Below are 17,264 nucleotides of genomic sequence, written 5' to 3'. Positions count from 1 at the left end.
AAGCCCCGCTTTGACAGCCTCGGCGGGGTGGGTTGCGGTCGCCGTGCCGCGGGCCCGCCGGCCTGCTGGGCGGTACCTCCCCGGCCGCGACTGGGGCGAAGCCCCACTATCGGCCTCGGCCCGCGGGTTGCGGGGGTCGGGCGAGGACCCCGCTCTCCAGCCCCGCCGGCGTTTGAGGCGCGGGGTCCGGGGCGAAGCCCGCTCCCCCGCCCCGCCGGGGTGGTTGCGGAGGCCGGGCCGTGGCTCCGCTTTCCAGCCTCGCCGGCGTTTGAGGCGCGGGGTCTGGGGCGGAGCCCGCTTTCCAGCCTCGCCGGCGTTTGAGGCGCGGGGTCTGGGGCGGAGCCCCAGGTCGGGAAGGGGCGGGCAGGGGAAAGGCTCCGCGCAGCGGCCCACCAGGCCGCGACCCCGCTCACTGCTGAAGCGGCGGCTGGCCGGGGCGGGCTCGGCCAGGCCAGGCTGGTCGGTTGGGCGGGGCCACAGGGTGCCGGGGCTTCGCCTGGACGGAATCGGAGGAGCAGGCGGGGGGCCTTCCCGGCAGTCCCAGTGTCGTTCCGTGTCCGTCCGCCCGGTCAAGGGCGCTCCTTCGTCGCGTCGCTTCGCGATGTCGCTGCGCTCCACCCTTGACAGGTCGGCCGGCCCCGGAAAGACAAGGACTGTCGGGAAGCCCCGAAAGAAGGGCAGGGGGACAGGACCCCATACGGCCCCGCCCAGCAGCTTGCCCGGCAGCGTGAGCGGGTCGGCCGCCCTTCGGGCGGACAGCTCCACTCCCCCGAAGCCAGACCCGGGCAGCAGGACCGGACGACAGGGCGCACCGGATCGCTACGCGCTTCTCCCGGCCAAGCGTCCCCGTCCCGTCTGTGGCCGGACATAGGCCGCCCCACCGACCGCGACGACTGCAGGCCGTCAGGCGGCAGACCGACCGCCTGTGGTTGGACATAGACCGCCACCGGCCATCACACGCTCCTCTCGTCTCGGCGACTGACAGACCGGCCGGGGCCGGACGTAGACCGCCACCGGCCACAACAGGCTCCTCTCGTCTATGCGACTGACGGACCGGCCGCGGTTGGGCATGGGCCGCCACCGATTCGGGGCGGGTTGGGGTGGTCTTGGCGGCTGAATGACGGGGAGATGGAAGTCAGAGCCCGACAGGCGACCACCAACACCTCAAAGCCTGCGCACGCCGCCCGGATTGCCCGCATATGGGCGCCATTTGGTGGCCCCAGACGGGTGGTGGTCGCTGAGACGGCAGAAGCGCCGCATCGTGGGCGGCCTATGTCCGGCCACAGGCGACCCGGGGACGCTGAAACGGCAGGAGCACGTGGTGGCCGGTGGCGGCCTATGTCCGGCCACAGGCGCCCCGGGGACGCTGGGACGGCAGGAGCACGTGGTGGCCGGTGGCGGCCTATGTCCGGCCACAGACGGTCCGGAGACGCTGAGGCGGGAGAAGCGTGCCGCGATCGTGGGCGGCTTATGTCCGGCCACAGGCGGTCCGGAGACGCTATGCCGAGAGAAGCGCGTAGCGATCCGGCGCGCCCTGTCGTTTGGGTCTGCTGCCCGGGTCTGGCTTCGGGGAAGTGGAGCTGTCCGCCCGAAGGGCGGCCGGTCGGGCGACAGCCGCCGCCCGACCGGCTGGGCGGGGCCGCATGTGGGAAAGGTCCCCCATGCCATCCCCCCGGGGGCCGCCCGACAGTCTCTGTCTGGGCGGGCCGGGCCGGGCAGTCAAGGGTGGAGCGCAGCGACATCGCGAAGCGACGCGACGAAGGAGCGCCCTTGACGGCCCGGACCGGCACGCTCGGACACTGGACTGACGGGCAGCCCCCGGGCACCCTCCGACCCCGCCCAAGCAAAACCCCGCAACCCGTACCCCTGCCAGTGTCTGGCTTCCGTCCAAGCGAAGCCTGCAGGGGTGGGTGGCACACCCCCGTCCCGGCCTGGCCCCGAGCGGGGGTCAAAGGAGTGGGCCTGCGCCGTGCGCCCCGCACCCCCGACCGCCTCTGGCTTCCGTCCAAGCGAAGCCTGCAGGGGTGGGTGGCACACCCCCGTCCCGGCCTGGCCTCGAGCGGGGGGCAAAGGAGCAGGCCCGCGCCGTGCGCCCCGTACCCCTGCCAGTGTCTGGCTTCCGTCCAAGCGAAGCCTGCAGGGGTGGGTGGCAGACCCCCGCCCTGGCCCGCCCCCGAGCGGGGGGCAAAGGAGCAGGCCTGCGCCGTGCGCCCCGTACCCCTGCCGGTGTCTGGCTTCCGTCCAACCGAAGCCTGCAGGGGTGGGCGGCACACCCCCGCCCCGCCCCGCCCCCGAGCGGGGGGCAAAGAAGCAGGCCCGCGCCGCGCGCCCCACACCCCCACCCAGCCCCTGGCTTCCGTCCCCCCGAAGCCCCCAGGCCCCCGCCCCACCCCCGCCCCGCCCCGGGGGCCAAAGAAGCCCGCCCGCGCCTGCCTCCGTACCCCCCTCAACTCACCCCGGCCCCCTCACGCCCCGCCCACCCAGGCCCTTCTTCTTCGGCCAAGTCGAGCGGAGGACAAACGCCCTCTTTCGGATGTCGGGGCGAATACCGGTGGAATGGGATGGACGGTGTGTCACAAAGCCGTGGGGGGACGGCGAGTCGGCTTCGGGGACCTGATAAACAGTGGATATTCACAGCTCGTCTTGGGGGGATCGCCGCACTGTGAAACCTCTTCACCGACATCTCGTCAGCACCTCGCGCAAGGTGCTCTGCACCGCCGCGCTCGCCGCCAGCCTCACCACGGCTGCCGTGGTGACGAACACACCGACCGCCGATGCCGGGGAGTCCGAGCCGACCCCGGACAGTCCCCAGGCGAACGACCGCGGCAACGCCCGGCTCGACCTTCCCGATCTGGTGGCCAACCCTCCGGCGCCGGGCACCGGCCCGGGCACGGCCCCGGGCACCGGGACCGGCGAGGGCGCTTCCGGCATACCCGCGACCGCCCTGGAGGCGTACCAGCGCGCCGCGACCTCGGTGGAGGCCGCGCTGCCCAACTGCAACCTGCCCTGGCAGCTGCTGGCCGGCATAGGCCGGGTCGAGTCCGTGCACGCCTCCGGGTACGGCCTCAAGACGGACGGGTACACGGAGAAGCCGATCCGCGGGCCCCGGCTCGACGGCAACGGCTTCGCCGAGATCCGCGACACCGACCGCGGCGAGTGGGACGCGGACACGCAGTACGACCGGGCGATCGGCCCGATGCAGTTCATCCCGTCCACCTGGGCGACCTGGGGGGCCGACGGCAGCGGCGACGGCAAGCGGGACCCGAACAACATCTACGACGCGGCGCTCGGCGCCGGGCTGTACCTGTGCGCGGGCGACCGGGACCTGTCCAACCCGGCCCACCTCGACAAGGCGATCCTCAGCTACAACAACTCGCGCGAGTACGTGAACACGGTCACGGGCTGGATGCGGCAGTACCAGAAGGGCGCGGGCGGGATACCGAACCCGCCCGCCGGGACGTACCCGACCCCGCCGCCGACCGCGCCGGTCCCGACTCCGCAGCCGCCGGTCACTCCGCCGCCGGTGATCCGTCCGCCGGCCCCGCCGGTGAAGCCCCCGGTGAAGCCGCCGACCAAGCCGCCGACCAAGCCTCCGGTGAAGCCGACGCCCCCGCCGGTGAAGCCCACCCCGCCGCCGGCGACGGTGTCCGGGCTGGAGCAGCTCGGCGAGCGCACCCTGACGGCCGAGGCCGGGGCGGTCTTCCAGCCCTCCTCGCAGGTCAAGGCCGTGCTCAGCAATGGCAAGCCGGCCGCCAACGAGGTCGTGGTCTTCGAGATCAGGGACGACACGACGGGCGGGACGGCCTTCGCGAAGGACGGCGAGGACCACGTGGTCCTGCGTACGAACGCCGACGGGATCGTGGCCGTGCCGAAGATCAAGGCCGGCGACAACGGCAAGGGCGGCACCTTCACGCTGCGCGCCACCCTCTACGGCACCCGCGCCTTCACCGTGAACTTCGACGGCAAGGTCACGCCGAAGCCGGTCGCCGCGAAGATCGCCCGGACGGACGACAAGCCGCTGAAGGTGCCGGCCGGCTCCAGCTTCGCTCCGCAGGAGCTGCTGGTCACCGGGACCGACGGCAAGGCGTTCGCCGGGTCGGTCCTGACGGCCGCCATGGTCGAGAAGAACGAGAAGGGCGAGTGGGTCCCGGTCGCCGCCGACGACCGCACCGGCCCGTTCTTCAAGGACGAGGAGGGCAAGCAGCTCCGCACCCTGGAGCTGCCCGCCACGGACGCGGACGGCAAGGTCACCCTGCCGTGGATCTACACGGTCAAGGTCGAGCCGGGTACGTACCACCTGCGCCTGTCCACCCCGGAGGGGGTCGAGCTGGTCCTCGACCTGGTGGTGGAGAAGGCGCCGGAACTGGAGACCCAGCCGCAGGGCTGATCCCTTCACGACTGCCACTCCACGCGCACGGGCCGTGAGCATCCCGCTCACGGCCCGTGCGCGTGCGTGCAGCGCCGGTCACGGGTCCAGGACGCCGGGTCACCGGCAAAGGCAGCAAAGGGCAACAAAGGGCGGCGCAAGGCGGCGCAAGGTGGCAAGGGCAGCAAAAAGGCAGGAGCCCCGCCTCCTCCGTTCCCACGGAAGAGGCAGGGCTCCTTGGGTACTGCTAATCCAACCGCGATCCGGTTGGCCCAGGCGATTAGGCCGGGGTGACGTTCTCGGCCTGCGGGCCCTTCGGGCCCTGCGTGACGTCGAAGTTCACCATCTGGTTCTCCTCGAGGGAGCGGAAGCCAGAGGCGTTGATCGCGGAGTAGTGGACGAAGACATCCGGGCCGCCGCCGTCCTGGGCGATGAAGCCGAAGCCCTTTTCAGCGTTGAACCACTTCACGGTTCCGGTAGCCATGAGCCCTCCTATGGGCCAAAGGGTCGCCCTGCTCCAGAACCTGCTAAGAAGTCTGAAAACTACAAAAGCCTGCGGGTTACATGCTCCGCAGGCTTCGTACTGCAAGGGAAACCAAACTGCAACTTGCGTCGAGCCTAGCACGCAGAGTCCTCGGGAGACCAGAGGGAAAGATCACGTCACCCGGACGTTTGAGACCCTCGAAGATGCTGACGGCTGCGTGCGGGCTAGTCTCGCGATGTGGACCCCTATCGCAGCCGGCCGCGGGTCGGCCACATCCAGTTCCTGAACTGCCTGCCCTTGTACTGGGGGCTGGCCCGGACGGGCACGCTGCTGGACCTGGAGCTGACCAAGGACACCCCCGAGAAGCTGAGCCAGCGGCTGGTCGACGGGGAGCTGGACATGGGTCCCATCACCCTCGTGGAATTCCTCCGGAACGCCGACGACCTGGTCGCCTTCCCCGATCTCGCGGTCGGCTGCGACGGCCCGGTCATGTCCTGCGTGATCGTTTCCCAGGTGCCCCTGGAGCAGCTCGACGGGGCCCGGGTGGCCCTGGGCTCCACCTCTCGTACGTCCGTACGACTGGCCCAGCTGCTGCTCGCCGAGCAGTACGGCGTACGGCCCGAGTACTACAGCTGCCCCCCGGACCTGGGGGTGATGATGCAGGAGGCCGAGGCCGCCGTGCTGATCGGCGACGCGGCCCTGCGGGCCTCCCTGCACGACGCGCCCCGGCTCGGGCTCGCCGTGCACGACCTGGGGCTGATGTGGAAGGAATGGACCGGGCTGCCGTTCGTCTTCGCGGTCTGGGCGGCCCGCCGCGACTATCTCGAACGCGAACCGCATGTGGTGCGGAACGTGCACGAGGCCTTCCTCGCCTCCCGTGACCTCTCGCTGGAAGAGGTCGCCAAGGTCGCCGAGCAGGCGGCCCGCTGGGAGGCATTCGACGCCGGCCTGCTGGAGCGGTACTTCACCACCCTCGACTTCCGATTCGGCGCCGAGCAGCTGGCCGGCGTACGCGAATTCGCCCGCCGTACCGGCCCGACCACCGGGTTCCCGGCGGACGTGAAGGTGGAGTTGCTGGCCCGGTAGCAGGCCCCGAATTGCCTGTGAAATTCTTCTGGTTCAGCGCGCACGCAATTCGCCTGCGCCGAATTGCCGCCGGAACGGGGGAGTTTGGGGATGGCCGGAGTGCAGGAAGGCGTCTCGGCGGGGGTCGCGGGGAAGCGGAAGCAGCAGCCGCCGGCCCGTAAACGGGGGTCGGTCACCCTGGCCCTCCTGGTGCTCACCCCCCTGCTCATCGCGTTCAGCGGCTGGCTCGCGCAACCGCTCAACGTGCTGTGGCTTGCGCTCGCCACGGTGCTCTCGCTGGTGGTGCTCTGCACCGCCTGGGCGCTGTGCGGGGCCGGTCCGGGGGCCTGTGTCGCCGTGACCGGGTTCGCCCTGATGCTGTTCCTCGGGCCCACCCTGGACGAGATCGTGATCGAGCAGCGGGGCGTCCGGCACCAGGGGATGATCGTCGACGTCGACCGGTACAAGCGGACGAGCCGGCCGACGCGGCACACCTGCCAGGTCGCCACCGTCCATGCGGGCCGGATCGGGGTGAGCTGCACGCAGCACCACCGGGTGGACGACCTGGTGGCCGTGGTGGTGGACCCGGAGGACTGGCTGCCCGCCCGGCTGGCTGAGAAGGCCGACGGGCCCTCGACGGCCACGCTGTGGACCTGCGCCGGGCTGTTCGCCGCCCTGGAGGCCTTCATCCTCTGGGGCAGGCTCCGCCGCCGCACCGCCTGAGGGATGCCCGGTCCCGCTACTGTGCGGGCAGTCAGGCAGTGTCACGGGGGAGGGGACGCCATGCAGCCGCTGGACGACGGGGAGCCGCGGGTCATCGGGGCGTACCGCCTGCTCGGCCGGCTCGGCGCGGGCGGCATGGGCCGCGTCTACCTGGGGCGCAGCGAGGGTGGCCGGACGGTCGCGGTGAAGATCGTGCACCCGCATTTCGCCTCCGACGAGGAGTTCCGGGCCCGGTTCCGGCGCGAGGTGGCGGCGGCCCGCCGGGTGGGCGGCGAGTGGACGGCTCCGGTGCTGGACGCGGATCCGGACGCGGCCGTGCCGTGGGTGGCGACCGGGTACGTGGCCGGTCCCTCGCTGGACCGGGCGCTGGCCGCGCACGGCCCCCTGCCGGAGCCGGCGGTCCGGGCGGTCGGGCTGGGGCTGGCCCGGGCGCTGGTGGCGGTGCACGGGCTGGGGCTGGTGCACCGCGACGTGAAGCCGTCGAACGTGATGCTGACCCTGGACGGGCCGCGACTGATCGACTTCGGCATCGCCCGGGCCACGGACGGCACGGCCTCCCTGACCTCCACCGGCGTCTCGGTCGGCTCGCCCGGCTACATGTCGCCGGAGCAGATCCTCGGCAAGGGGGTCACCGAGGCGGCGGACGTGTTCTCGCTGGGCGCGGTACTGGCGTTCGCGGCGACCGGGGCGCCGCCGTTCACCGGGGACAACTCGGCGACGCTGCTGTACAAGGTGGTGCACGAGGAGCCCGACCTCGGGTTGCTGCCGGCGGGGGAGCTGCGCGAGCTGGTGGCCGCCTGCCTGGCGAAGGCCCCCGGGGACCGGCCGACGCCGGAGCGCATCGCGGCGGTGCTGGACGGGGCCCTGGCGGTACCGGGCTGGCTGCCGGCGCCGCTGGTGGAGCAGGCGAGCCGGGCTGCGGTCGACCTCCTGAACCTGGACGCGCCGTCCGCCCCGGCATCCCTGTCCGCTCCGGCATCCCCACCCGCCCCGGCATCCCCGCCCGGCTACGGGTATCCCGCCTCCGCCGCAGGGTCCGGCCCGTCCTGGCCGGGTGCCGGCGGTCCGGGCGCGCCCCGGGCCGGTTACGGGTACCCGGTTGCCGGTCCCGCCGGGTCGGCGGACACGGCCGGGAACCCCTCCTACTGGCCGACCGGCACGGCCGGCTCCGGACCGGCGGGTTCCGCACCGGCGGGTTCCGCACCGGCGGGTTCCGCATCGGCGGGGTTCGGCCCGGCCGATGCCTCGTACCGGGCGGACCCCGGACCGTACGGGACACCGGCCGAGACCACCCCGGACGCAGGCGGCCGGCAGGTCAGCGTCACCGCGGCCGGGCGCCGCTTCAGCTGCACCGTGGTGCTGGCCGCCGCCACGGTGGTCGCGGCGCTGGCCGGCGGCCTGTACGGGACGGGGCTGCTGCCCGGCACCGGCGGGCGGTCCCACGACGCGGCGAGCGGGAACAGCAGCGACAGCCGGACCCCCGCCGCCTCGCCCCCGGCCGCGAGCCGCCCCACCGGCGCCGGGCCCGGGGCCGCCCGGGACGACGTACCGAAGGAGCTCGTCGGCACCTGGAAGGGCACCGTCACCACCACCCGCCTCGGTGTCTCCAGCGAGTTCGAGATCACCATCAAGGCCGGCCGCACCGGCCAAGTCGTCGCCCGCGACAAGTCGGTCGTCGCCGTGCTCGGCACCGACTGCAGCGACGACTGGAAGCTCGCCTCCGCCACCGACCGCTCCCTCGTGCTGGACAACTCCGGCGGCACCAACCCCGCCCCCGGCATCTGCTCCAACGGCTCCGCCGAGGAACGCTTCACCCTCAACGCCGACGGCACCCTGCACTACAAGTCCGGTGACGGCCCCGCCGGAAACCCTCAGGGCGACCTCACCCGCAGCCCTTGACAGCCCTGGCGTAGGCTGGGCCGGTCCGGACCTCTCTTGACACACCTCCGAAGGGTGACGCACCGGTGACCGACCAGGCCGCTCTCCAGTCTGTCCTCGACCGTGCCGCCGCGGGAGGCCGGATCTCCGCGGAGGAGGCGCTCGACCTCTACCGCCACGCACCGCTGCACGCCCTCGGGTCCGCGGCCGACGCCGTGCGCCGCCGCCGCTACGCCGGTACCGAGCACATCGCGACGTACATCATCGAGCGGAACATCAACTACACCAACGTCTGTGTGACGGCCTGCAAGTTCTGCGCGTTCTACGCGGCGCCCAAGGACACCAAGAAGGGCTGGAGCCGCGACCTCGACGACATCCTGCGCCGCTGCGCGGAGACCGTGGAGCTCGGCGGCACCCAGGTGATGTTCCAGGGCGGCCACCACCCCGACTACGGCGTGGAGTACTACGAGGAGCACTTCTCCGCCATCAAGAAGGCCTTCCCGCAGCTGGTCATCCACTCCCTCGGTGCGTCCGAGGTGGAGCACATGGCCCGGATCTCCGGGGTGAGCGCCGAGGAGGCGATCCGCCGGATCCACGCCGCCGGCCTGGACTCCTTCGCGGGCGCCGGCGCCGAACTGCTGCCGGAGCGGCCGCGGAAGGCGATCGCGCCGCTCAAGGAGTCCGGCGAGCGCTGGCTGGAGATCATGGAGCTGGCCCACAACCTGGGCGTGGAGTCCACCTCCACGATGCTGATGGGCACCGGCGAGACCAACGCGGAGCGGATCGAGCACATCCGCATGATCCGCGACGTGCAGGACCGGACGGGTGGCTTCCGGGCCTTCATCCCGTACACGTACCAGCCCGAGAACAACCACCTCAAGGGCCGCACCCAGGCGACCATCTTCGAGTACCTGCGGATGATCGCCGTCGCCCGGCTCTTCCTCGACAACGTCGCGCACATCCAGGGCTCCTGGCTGACCGTCGGCAAGGAGGCGGGCCAGCTGTCGCTGCACTACGGCGCGGACGACCTCGGCTCGATCATGCTGGAGGAGAACGTGGTCTCCTCGGCGGGCGCCAAGCACCGCTCCAACCGGCACGAGATCATCGACCTGATCCGCAAGGCGGGCCGTACGCCGGCGCAGCGCGCGACCACGTACGAGCACCTGGCCGTGCACGACGACCCGGCGAACGACCCGGCCGACCACCGCGTCGTCTCGCACATCTCCTCCACCGCCATCGAGGGCGGCACCGCGCACCCCGAGCTGAAGCTCATCTCCACGAACTGAGCCGGCGCCGATGCTCACGCTGCACACCGCCGACCTGCTGGTGCCCGGAGGCCCCGAGGACGCGGCCGTGCCGCTGACCGCCGGGGCGGTCCTGGTCGAGGGCGACCGGATCGCCCTGGTGGGGCCGTACGAGGACCTGGCGGCCCGGTACCCGCACGCGCGGGTCCGCCGCTGGCCGGGGCTGCTGGCCCCGGGCCTGCTGGTGCGGTCCGCCGACCAGCTGCTGGAGCGCACCTACTACCCGGACGACCCGTACGAGGTCACCGAGCTCGGTGCGGAGCCGATCACCGGGGAGGCGCTGGCCGACCTGAAGATGACCGAGCCGCGCTGGGGGCACAGCGCCCGCCGCGGAACGCAGAAGCTGCTGGCGCGCGGGGTCGTGGCGGTCTCCGGCCGGTTCACCGTCCCTTCGGTGCGGACGGCGGTGTCCCGCTCCGGCCTGACGGTGCTGCCACCGCCCCCGGCCGCGGGCCCGACCGTGGCCCCGGCTGCGGCGGGCCCCGTGCCGCCCTCGCTGGACCCGTTCGCGGGCCGGTCGGCGGTGGCCGAGGCGTACTACGGCACTCTGCAGGAGGGCGGGCCGGCCCGGTTCGCGGCCTTCGCGGTACCGGACGAGGCGGCGCTGCTCGCGGAGGGTGCGACGACCTGTGTGGCCACGGTGATCGGCGGCCGGCTGCTCCACCGCCGCCGCTAGCGGGTCTCCGCCCGCCGGTGGCCCGCCGGGGCGGGCCCGGTCCGGCGGTGCGGGGTGCGCCTGCGAGAATGGCCCGGTATCGGCCGAGTACGCACACCGAGGGGCGAACGCCAGTGACCCGCGCACATCTGGACAAGCAGCCGCACGAAGTCGCCTCCATGTTCGACGGTGTGGCGGCCAACTACGACCTCACCAATGACGTCCTCTCGCTCGGCCAGGCCCGGCTGTGGCGCAAGGAGGTCGCCCGGGCGGTCGACGCGCGGCCCGCGCAGAAGATCCTGGACCTGGCCGCCGGCACGGCGACCAGTTCGCTTCCCTTCGCCGCCACCGGCGCGTACGTCGTGCCCTGCGACTTCTCGCTCGGCATGCTCCGCGAGGGCAAGAAGAAGCACCCGTGGCTGCCGCTGACCGCCGGCGACGCGACCCGGCTGCCGTTCCGCGACGACACCTTCGACGCCGTCACCATCTCCTTCGGGCTGCGCAACGTCCAGGACACGGACACCGCGCTGCGCGAGCTGTACCGGGTGACCAAGCCCGGCGGCCGCGTCGTCATCTGCGAGTTCTCGCAGCCCACCTGGGCGCCGTTCAGGACCGTCTACACCGAGTACCTGATGCGCGCCCTGCCGCCGGTGGCCCGCGCCGTGTCCTCCAACCCCGACGCGTACGTCTACCTCGCCGAGTCCATCCGGGAGTGGCCGGACCAGCCCGCGCTGGCCGCCCTGCTGCAGAAGGCCGGCTGGTCCAAGGTGGCCTGGCGGAACCTGACCGGCGGCGTGGTCGCCCTGCACCGCGGCACCAAGGACTGAGGACCGGAGCGTTGGACACCGCGTCCTTGGACACTGCGTCCTTTGACTACCTGGCGCTGCTGGAGCAGATCGCCTCCGACATCGCTCCGCTGGTCGGCAGCGGCACCCCGGCCGAGTACATTCCGGCGCTCGCCACCGTGGACCCGCGGCAGTTCGGGATGGCCGTCGCCGACCTCGACGGCACGGTGTACGGGGTGGGCGACTGGCGCACCCCGTTCTCCGCGCAGTCCGTCACCAAGGTCTTCGCGCTGGCCCTCGCCCTCGCCGAGGGCGGGGACAGCCTGTGGGAGCGGGTCGGCCGGGAGCCCTCCGGCAACCCGTTCAACTCCCTGGTGCAGCTTGAGTACGAGAACGGCATCCCCCGCAACCCGTTCATCAACGCGGGCGCGCTCGTCGTCACCGACCGGCTGCAGACCCTCACCGGTGACGCGAGCAGCGAACTGCTGAAGTTCCTGCAGCAGGAGAGCCGGAACCCCGACCTCGCCTTCGACGCCGAGGTCGCCGCTTCCGAGCAGGAGCACGGCGACCGGAACGCCGCCGTCGCCCACTTCATGGCCTCGTACGGGAACCTCGACAACCCGGTTCCGGACCTGCTGGACCACTACTTCTGGCAGTGCTCGATCCAGACCAGCTGCGCCGACCTCGCCCTCGCCGCCCGCTTCCTGGCCCGGCACGGCCTGCGCGCGGACGGCTCGCGGCTGCTGACCCGCAGCGAGGCCAAGCAGATCAACGCGGTGATGCTGACCTGCGGGACGTACGACGCGGCCGGGGAGTTCGCCTACCGGGTCGGGCTGCCGGGCAAGAGCGGGGTGGGCGGCGGGATCATGGCCGTGGTCCCCGGCACCTGCACGCTCGCCGTGTGGAGCCCCGGGCTGGACGCGCAGGGCAACTCGGTGGCGGGTGTGGCGGCCCTGGACCGTTTCACGACCCTCACCGGACTCAGCGTCTTCTGAGCCGCTGCCGGGGCTCCGGCCGGAGCCCCGGCTAGAGCTCCAGTACGTAGCGGAGGGCGGGGTTTCCGCCCGGGGTGGTGAGCTCCTCGGCGAGGGTCATGCCCAGCCGCTCCGCCACCGCCACCGAACGGGCGTTCCGCGCGTCGATCATCGCGCAGACCCGGTCCAGGCCGGCGGCCCGTATGCGCTCCAGCGTCGCGGCGGCGGCAGCGCTGGCGTACCCCTGGCCCCAGTGCGCCCGCCCGAGCCGCCAGCCGATCTCGATCTGCCCGACCGGCCCCCAGTCCTTCTCCTCGGGCCACGGCTGCGCGCCGGTGAACCCGATGACCTCGCCGTTCGCGTCGAGCAGGGTCCACAGGCAGTAGCCGTACCTGGCGTCGTGCATCCGCTGCCGCGCGGTGAACTCCTCGTACGCGGACAGCTCGGCGGGGCCGCCGAGGAACTCCATCACGTCCGGGTCGCGGAACACCCGGTGCCAGGCGTGGGCATCCTCGTCCGTAGGCACGCGCAGCCGGACGGCGGGGAACGGCAGGGTCTGCGAAGTGGGCGAGCTTGTCATCGAGGTGGCCCTTCGGATTCGCGATCTCTCTCGCTGCATAGACTGCACATGTCCTGTGCCGTTCGGCACCCCTTATCGAGCCTTCGGGAGATCCCGCAGTGACCGAGCCCCTCTCCGAACACTCCGCGGATGTGATCGTCGTCGGTGCCGGGCCCGCCGGCTCGACCACCGCGTACTACCTCGCCAAGGCCGGCCTGGACGTCCTGCTGCTGGAGAAGACGGCTTTCCCGCGCGAGAAGGTCTGCGGTGACGGGCTGACGCCGCGCGCGACCAAGCAGCTGGTGGCGATGGGCATCGACATCTCCGAAGAGGCCGGCTGGCTCCGCAACAAGGGCCTGCGGATCATCGGCGGCGGGCAGCGGCTCCAGCTGGACTGGCCCGAGCTGGCCTCCTTCCCCGACTACGGACTCGTCCGCAAGCGCGACGACTTCGACGAGACGCTGGCCCGGCAGGCGCAGAAGGCCGGCGCCCGGCTGTACGAGCGCTGCAACGTCGGCGAGCCGATCCGCGACGCCCGCACCGGCCACATCACGGGCGTGCACGCCAAGCTGGGCGAGGACAAGAAGGCCGTCACCTTCCACGCCCCGCTGGTCGTCGCCGCCGACGGCAACTCCTCCCGGCTGTCCCTGGCGATGGGCCTGCACCGGCGCGAGGACCGCCCGATGGGCGTGGCCGTCCGGACGTACTTCACCTCGCCCCGGCACGACGACGACTACCTGGAGTCCTGGCTGGAGCTGTGGGACCGGCGCGGCCCGCAGGACCGGCTGCTGCCCGGCTACGGCTGGATCTTCGGCATGGGCGACGGCACCTCCAACGTCGGCCTCGGCATCCTCAACTCCTCCTCCGCCTTCCGCGAGCTGGACTGGCGCGAGGTACTCAAGGCCTGGTGCGCCTCGATGCCGGAGGACTGGGGCTACACCCCGGAGAACATGACCCAGCCGATCCGCGGCGCGGCCCTGCCGATGGCCTTCAACCGGCAGCCGCACTACACCAAGGGCCTGCTGCTGGTGGGCGACGCGGGCGGGCTGGTCAACCCGTTCAACGGCGAGGGCATCGCCTACGCCATGGAGTCCGGGCAGATCGCGGCGGACGTCATCGTCCAGGCCCACGCCCGGGCCACCCCGGCCCAGCGCGAACTGGCCCTGCACAACTACCCGAAGGTGCTGAAGGAGACCTACGGCGGCTACTACAGCCTGGGCCGGGCCTTCGTGAAGCTGATCGGCAACCCGAAGGTCATGAAGATCGCGGCCCAGCGCGGGCTGAGCCACCCGGTGCTGATGCGCTTCACCCTGAAGATGCTGGCGAACCTGACCGATCCGACGGGCGGCGACGCGATGGACCGCGTCATCAACGGCCTCTCGAAGGTGGCGCCGAAGGCCTGACGGCGGCGAGGCGGTTGTCCGCCCGCGGCGGTCAACCGCCTCGGGCGCAAAGCCCATTGCCCCGCATATCCCTCCATTGGCAGACTCGCGGCGATCAGCTGACGATCATCAGTCCCATGGGGGGAACACAGAGTGAGATTCCGTATGTCCGCGCTCCGGCGCACCGCAGCCGTCCTGACGGCGCTGGCCCTGCCACTGACCGCCGGCCTGGCCGGCGCCGGCACCGCGCAGGCCGCGCCCGTGCCGACGGGCGAGTTCCACTGGGCGGGGGACCAGGGGGACGGCGAAACCGATCGAGCCGTCTGGTACGGGCCGGTGTACGGCGACCGGCTCGACGCCACGGCCTCCGCCGACCACCGCACCCTGCGGATCGTCATCACCCGGCCGGGCGACACCTGGACCGTCGACCTGGCGGCGCCCGCCGGACAGGCCCTGGGGGTCGGCAACTACGAGAACGCGGTGAAGACGCCCGAAATGCCGGGCGTGGCCCTGGACGCGCCGAGCATGTTCGTGAACGGGTACCAGGGCGGCTGCGCCACCCTGTCCGGCGCGTTCGGCATCACCGAGCTGACCTTCGGCGAGGGCGGCACCGTCAAGTCCCTGAAGGCGAACTACCGGCAGGAGTGCGCCGACCGGGGCGTGCTGACCGGGTACGTGCACCTCAGCGACGTGGCGCCGCCGAAGCCGCTGGCCCTCGGCATGACCATCAAGGCGGGCGGCAGGCTGGCCAAGGGCAAGGCCACCCTGAGCGGCACGCTCACCTGCACCAAGCCGGCCCGGGTCCACGTCGGCGGCTCGGCGAGCCAGGAGCAGCCGCTGTTCGTCCAGGGCCAGTTCCGCACCGAGGTGGACTGCGTACCGGGCAAGACGGTCCCGTGGCAGGCCGAGGTGCAGGTGCACACGCCGGAGGTGGGTACTCCGTTCATCCGGTCGGAGCGGCTCAAGGTCTTCGGCAACGTCCAGGCCCAGGACCCCGACCTGGGCCAGTGGGTGTTCGGTGACGCCAACCAGTGGGTGACGCTCCGCTAGAGGGGTCATAACGCCCTATAAGGCCCGGAAGGCCTCAAGGTACGAAGAAGGGCCGGCACTCCGCCCCCGAGCGGGGGAGTGCCGGCCCTTTCCGTGGTGCCTGAGAGCGCCTAGAGGACGCGGACCGCGCCGGTGGGGCGGTCGTAGCTCATGGAGCGCTCCACGATGCCCGTACGGGGGTTCTGGGCGCCGACGAACTTGCCGCCGCCGACGTACACGGCCACGTGGTAGGCGCTGCCCTTGGAGCCCCAGTACAGGATGTCGCCCGGCTGCAGGGCGCTCAGCGAGACCGAGCGGCCGGCCGTCGACTGGTCCTGCGACATGCGGGGCAGGGAGATGCCGGCCTGGCGGTACGCGGCGCGGACGAGGCCGGAGCAGTCGTACGAGGAGGGGCCGGTGCCGCCCAGCACGTACGCCTTGCCGACCTGGGCGCGGGCGAAGTTCACGATGGCGGCGGCGGATCCCTTGGCCACGGGGGCGACCGGGCCGGTCTCGGCGGTGGGCCGCGAGGTGTCCGGGGAGGACTTGGTGCCGAGGGAGGTGCGGGCGTCGTTGCGGGAAGCGCGCTCGGCGGCGGCCTTGCGGTCGGCCTCCTCCTTCGCCTTCTTCTCGGCGTCGGCCTTCTTCTGCGCCTCTTCCTTGGCCTTCTTGGCCTCGGCGGCGGCGCCGGTACGGGCGGTCTCCTCCTGGGCGTTGAGCTCGCCCTCGAGGGCGGCCACGCCGGAGTTGTCGGCGGCCTTGGTGACGGCGGAGGCCACTTCGGAGCCCAGGTCCAGGTTCAGGACGGGCATCTCGAGGGTCTCGGTCACGGGCTCGACGGGGGTTGCGCTCGCCGTGCCGGCCATCGCCAGGGTGCTGAGGACGCCACCGGCAACTCCGGCGCGCACCGCGAGCTTCGAGGCGCTGCGGCGGGGCTTCCGGTGGCTGGGTATGTGAGCGGTGTGGGACATGAGTACAACCGCTATCAGGGCGTCAGGGTTCCCTTCAAGAAACGTGGTCTGCGCCACAGTTGTGCGCGAATGGCTCGAACCGGGCGCGCCGCACCCCTTATTGACGCCGCAAAAGGGCGAATCGGACAGGCCGTTGCAAGGCTGTGATCATGGGGTTTCCATGTTTAGTCCCTTTTGATCCAGCGCCTAGCATCCGCGCGGACAGATGGCCAAGCCCGCTTTTGCCGACGTGAAGCCGGGGTGACGGAGGTCACAGATTCGTCACGCTGTGAGGCTCCTGTGGAGTTCGTGAACGGATGCACGCGTCCACTTCCGTCCCCGGACCCTCCCCCGGTCGGGCGACGCGTGATCCCTTACCACGAAAGGGCTGGCTGTCGCCAATTTGCGTGCAGGATCCAGCCTTTGATAGTGCGACAGTCGTTCTACCTGCGGCAACCGGCTTGAATGTCACCTCTGGTGATCATGTGGGTGCTTCGCGTATGAAGATCACCACTCATCGGAGTTCATGATCGTTCGTCAGGTGGTGGAGATCACAAACTCGGTGTTGTTACCCGTGTCGCAGATCACAGACCGGCAGGCATAAGATGCGCAGCAGTCCGGCTTGTGAACTGCCTCACATGGAATCGTCCGATCGAAGTGCGATCTTCGCGAGGCGGGGCAGACGCCGGTGTGCAGCGGTCCAACGGTCAAGGACGACTGGAAGGAGCGAGGAGCGTGAATGCCTACGCGCCCATCCTCGTGCTCGGCGCCCTCGGCGCAGGGTTTGCGATCTTCTCCGTGGTCATGGCCACGCTGATCGGCCCAAAAAGGTACAACCGGGCGAAGCTCGAGGCCTACGAGTGCGGCATCGAGCCGACCCCGTTGCCGGCCGGCGGCGGCCGCTTCCCGATCAAGTACTACCTGACGGCGATGCTCTTCATCATTTTCGACATCGAGATCGTCTTCCTCTACCCCTGGGCCGTCACCTTCGACGCCCTGGGGATCTTCGGGCTCGTCGAGATGTTGCTCTTCGTGCTCACCGTCTTCGTCGCCTACGCGTACGTCTGGCGGCGCGGCGGCCTGGAATGGGACTGAGGGGCTGAGTTTTCC

At 71.6% G+C, this 17,264-nt stretch carries 14 protein-coding genes; 11 read left to right on the top strand and 3 right to left on the bottom strand.

Annotated elements, in window-relative coordinates; translation table 11 throughout:
- Positions 1-2,662 precede the first annotated feature (2,662 nt).
- Positions 2,663-4,387: a lytic murein transglycosylase gene (locus AB0447_RS00740; protein ID WP_366474211.1), complete on the top strand. Its 1,725-nt coding sequence runs from the start codon at positions 2,663-2,665 to the stop codon at positions 4,385-4,387.
- A 259-nt stretch (positions 4,388-4,646) separates the two neighbouring features.
- Here AB0447_RS00740 and AB0447_RS00735 read toward each other — a convergent pair whose 3' ends face one another.
- The gene (locus tag AB0447_RS00735) at positions 4,647-4,850 is read right to left on the bottom strand and encodes a cold-shock protein (protein WP_030162033.1); all 204 of its coding nucleotides are present in this window, start codon (positions 4,848-4,850) and stop codon (positions 4,647-4,649) included.
- Positions 4,851-5,087: 237 nt separating this feature from the next.
- On the opposite strand from AB0447_RS00735, the gene AB0447_RS00730 reads away from it, so the two are divergent.
- From AB0447_RS00730 to AB0447_RS00700, 7 genes are all read left to right on the top strand, one after another.
- Entirely contained in the window at positions 5,088-5,936 is an 849-nt protein-coding gene (locus AB0447_RS00730; protein ID WP_366474210.1) for a menaquinone biosynthesis protein, read from the top strand.
- 90 nt (positions 5,937-6,026) lie between these two features.
- On the top strand, positions 6,027-6,638 hold the full coding sequence (locus AB0447_RS00725; protein ID WP_366474209.1) for a hypothetical protein: 612 nt from the start codon (positions 6,027-6,029) through the stop codon (positions 6,636-6,638).
- A 60-nt stretch (positions 6,639-6,698) separates the two neighbouring features.
- The gene (locus AB0447_RS00720) at positions 6,699-8,537 is read left to right on the top strand and encodes a protein kinase (RefSeq protein ID WP_366474208.1); all 1,839 of its coding nucleotides are present in this window, start codon (positions 6,699-6,701) and stop codon (positions 8,535-8,537) included.
- Positions 8,538-8,602: 65 nt separating this feature from the next.
- A complete protein-coding gene (gene mqnC, locus AB0447_RS00715) occupies positions 8,603-9,802 on the top strand; it encodes a cyclic dehypoxanthinyl futalosine synthase (protein WP_366474207.1) in 1,200 nt (399 codons plus the stop codon).
- A gap of 10 nt (positions 9,803-9,812) precedes the next feature.
- Complete coding sequence (locus AB0447_RS00710; RefSeq protein ID WP_366474206.1) at positions 9,813-10,496, top strand: hypothetical protein; 684 nt, start codon at positions 9,813-9,815, stop codon at positions 10,494-10,496.
- 113 nt (positions 10,497-10,609) lie between these two features.
- Positions 10,610-11,302 carry a demethylmenaquinone methyltransferase gene (locus AB0447_RS00705; protein WP_366474205.1) on the top strand — a complete coding sequence of 231 codons (693 nt, stop codon included), beginning with the start codon at positions 10,610-10,612 and terminating at the stop codon, positions 11,300-11,302.
- Positions 11,303-11,328: 26 nt separating this feature from the next.
- The gene (locus AB0447_RS00700; protein WP_366474204.1) at positions 11,329-12,255 is read left to right on the top strand and encodes a glutaminase; all 927 of its coding nucleotides are present in this window, start codon (positions 11,329-11,331) and stop codon (positions 12,253-12,255) included.
- Between the two features lie 31 nt (positions 12,256-12,286).
- Here AB0447_RS00700 and AB0447_RS00695 read toward each other — a convergent pair whose 3' ends face one another.
- Complete coding sequence (locus tag AB0447_RS00695; protein ID WP_366474203.1) at positions 12,287-12,814, bottom strand: GNAT family N-acetyltransferase; 528 nt, start codon at positions 12,812-12,814, stop codon at positions 12,287-12,289.
- 98 nt (positions 12,815-12,912) lie between these two features.
- Between AB0447_RS00695 and AB0447_RS00690 the strand changes: the two genes are divergently transcribed.
- Together AB0447_RS00690 and AB0447_RS00685 are read left to right on the top strand one after the other, a co-directional pair.
- Positions 12,913-14,196 carry a geranylgeranyl reductase family protein gene (locus tag AB0447_RS00690; RefSeq protein WP_366474202.1) on the top strand — a complete coding sequence of 428 codons (1,284 nt, stop codon included), beginning with the start codon at positions 12,913-12,915 and terminating at the stop codon, positions 14,194-14,196.
- Between the two features lie 144 nt (positions 14,197-14,340).
- Positions 14,341-15,225, top strand: a complete 885-nt coding sequence (locus AB0447_RS00685; protein ID WP_366474201.1) for a hypothetical protein — start codon at positions 14,341-14,343, stop codon at positions 15,223-15,225.
- 110 nt (positions 15,226-15,335) lie between these two features.
- Here the strand turns inward: AB0447_RS00685 and AB0447_RS00680 are convergent, their stop codons facing one another.
- The gene (locus AB0447_RS00680) at positions 15,336-16,175 is read right to left on the bottom strand and encodes a C40 family peptidase (RefSeq protein ID WP_366474200.1); all 840 of its coding nucleotides are present in this window, start codon (positions 16,173-16,175) and stop codon (positions 15,336-15,338) included.
- Between the two features lie 714 nt (positions 16,176-16,889).
- On the opposite strand from AB0447_RS00680, the gene AB0447_RS00675 reads away from it, so the two are divergent.
- Positions 16,890-17,249: an NADH-quinone oxidoreductase subunit A gene (locus AB0447_RS00675; RefSeq protein ID WP_366474199.1), complete on the top strand. Its 360-nt coding sequence runs from the start codon at positions 16,890-16,892 to the stop codon at positions 17,247-17,249.
- The last annotated feature ends 15 nt before the right edge of the window (positions 17,250-17,264 follow it).

The organism is Streptomyces sp. NPDC051211, from assembly GCF_040689505.1.
GTDB lineage: Bacteria > Actinomycetota > Actinomycetes > Streptomycetales > Streptomycetaceae > Streptomyces.
The sequence above is the reverse complement of the archived record's forward strand: the minus strand, read 5'-3'. Positions and strand labels throughout refer to the sequence as shown.